Source organism: Streptomyces sp. NPDC002044 (assembly GCF_040296725.1).
Taxonomy (GTDB): Bacteria; Actinomycetota; Actinomycetes; order Streptomycetales; family Streptomycetaceae; genus Streptomyces; species Streptomyces antarcticus.
Genome location: NZ_JBEOXU010000307.1, coordinates 1 through 2,236, shown reverse-complemented (window position 1 = coordinate 2,236; position 2,236 = coordinate 1). Strand labels below are relative to the sequence as shown.

Here is a 2,236-nt window from a genome sequence, read left to right as displayed (position 1 = left end):
GTGCTCCCCGTTTCCGCGGAGCACCGGCCCGCCCGGCCGGACCGGTGCGGTGGGGGCGGGCGCGGGGCCCGCCGTCGGGGAATCGCGCCGCCCTCTTCCTCATCGTTCGAAAGGCTCGGGCCATGCGCACCGACCGGCGACAGCTCGCCACCGCCTCCCCCGCCACCACCGTCCGCAACCTGGGCATCCTCGCCCACGTCGACGCCGGCAAGACCACGATCACCGAACGGATCCTGTTCGCGACCGGCGCCGTCCACAAACGGGGCGAGGTCCACGACGGCACGACCGTCACCGACTTCGACGCGCAGGAACGCGACCGCGGCATCACCATCTTCGCCGCGGCCGTCAGCTGTTCCTGGAGCGGGCACCGCGTCAACCTGATCGACACCCCGGGCCACGTCGACTTCTCCGACGAGGTCGAACGGTCCCTGCGGGTCCTCGACGGGGCGGTCGCGGTGTTCGACGCCGTCGCCGGTGTCGAGCCGCAGAGCGAGACGGTGTGGCGGCAGGCCGACCGGTACGGGGTCCCCCGGATCGCGTTCGTCAACAAGCTGGACCGCGCGGGCGCCGACCTCGACACGGCCGTCGCCTCGATCCGCGACCGGCTGGGCGCGGTTCCCCTGGTGGTCCAGCTGCCCGTAGGGCGGGAGGACGGCTTCACCGGCGTCGTCGATCTGACGGCGATGCGCGCGCTGATCTGGCACCCCGGCTCCGACACGTACGAGACGGGGCCGGTCCCCGAACCGCTGCGCGAGGAGGCGGACCGCCGACGCCGGCTCCTGGAGGAGACGGTGGCCGGACTCCATCCGGAGGCGCTGGAGGAGTTCTGCGCGACATCGGCCCTGACGGGCCCGACCCTGGTCCGCGCCCTGCGGGAGCTGACGCTGCGCGGCGACGGCCTGGTCGTGCTGTGCGGTTCGGCGTACCGCAACCGCGGCATCGAACCGCTGCTCGACGCGGTCCTGGCGTACCTGCCGTCGCCCGCCGACATGCCGCCGGTACGGGGTGTGGCGGGCGGTGCGGAACAGGTGCGCGCGCCCGATCCGCGGGAGCCGTTCGCGGCGCTCGCCTTCAAGGTGACGGCCACGGCGACCGGACGGCTCACCTACCTGCGGGTCTACTCGGGCACGCTCGGCAAGGGCGATTGCGTACTGGACGCGGGCACGGGCCGTACGGAGCGGGTCGGCCGCATCCTGCGGGTGCAGGCCGACCGGCACGAGGAACGGGAGGAGGCGGTCGCCGGTGACATCGTCGCCGTGATCGGTCCGAAGGCGGCCCGGGCGGGCACGACCCTGTGTGCCCCGGGGGCTCCGCTGGTCCTCGAACCGCCGTCGGTGGCGGAACCGGTGGTCTCCGTCGCCGTCGAGGCCCGCCGCGGCACCGACACCGGCCGGCTCGCGTCGGCGCTGGCCCGGCTCGTCGAGGAGGATCCCTCGCTGGTCGTGCGGTCCGACGCCGAGACCGGTCAGACCGTGCTGTCGGGGAGGGGCGAGCTGCATCTGGAGGTCGCGGTGGAGAAGGTGCGCAGCGGCCACGGGGTCGAGGTCGTCGTCGGCCGGCCGCAGGTCTCCTACCGGGAGACCGTCGCGCGCGGGGTGTCGGGTCTGGTGTACCGGCACGTCAAACAGGACGGCGGCGCGGGCCAGTTCGCCCATGTCGTCATCGACGTCGAACCCTGGGAGGAGGACGGGGTGCCGGGCTTCGCCTTCCGCTCGACGGTCGGCGGCGGCCGCGTGCCGCAGGAGTACGCGCGTGCCGTGGAGGCCGGCTGCCGCGACGCCCTCGCCGAGGGTCCCCTCGGCGGGCATCCGGTGACGGGGCTGCGGGTCACGCTCACCGACGGGGCGACGCACTCCAAGGATTCCTCGGAGCTCGCGTTCCGGGCGGCGGGGCGGTTCGCGTTGCGCGAGGCGCTGCGTGCGAGCGCGGTGGAGCTGCTGGAACCGGTCGTGGAGGTGACCGTGACCGTCCCCGAGGGCGGTGTGGGCAGCGTCCTCGGGGACCTCGCGGCACGCCGTGGGCGGGTCACGGGGTCCACATCGGCTTCGGGCACGGCGGTGATCACGGCGACCGTGCCGTTGGCCGAACTGTTCGGCTACGCCTCGCGGCTGCGCGGCCGTACCCAGGGGCGCGGCACGTTCACCACCCGCCCGGCCGGTCTCGCGCAGGTCCCGGCCTCGGTAGCGGGCGCGCTGGCGAACCGCTGACCGCGTCCGCGTGCGCCCCGGCCTCCCCG

General features: G+C 74.6%; 1 protein-coding gene. It reads left to right on the top strand.

Annotated features, from left to right (window positions below):
- Window positions 1–122: 122 nt before the first annotated feature.
- Window positions 123–2,207 (top strand): elongation factor G, encoded by a 2,085-nt coding sequence (gene fusA / locus ABT106_RS31810; protein ID WP_351284494.1) that lies wholly within the window; start codon window positions 123–125, stop codon window positions 2,205–2,207.
- Window positions 2,208–2,236: the final 29 nt, after the last annotated feature.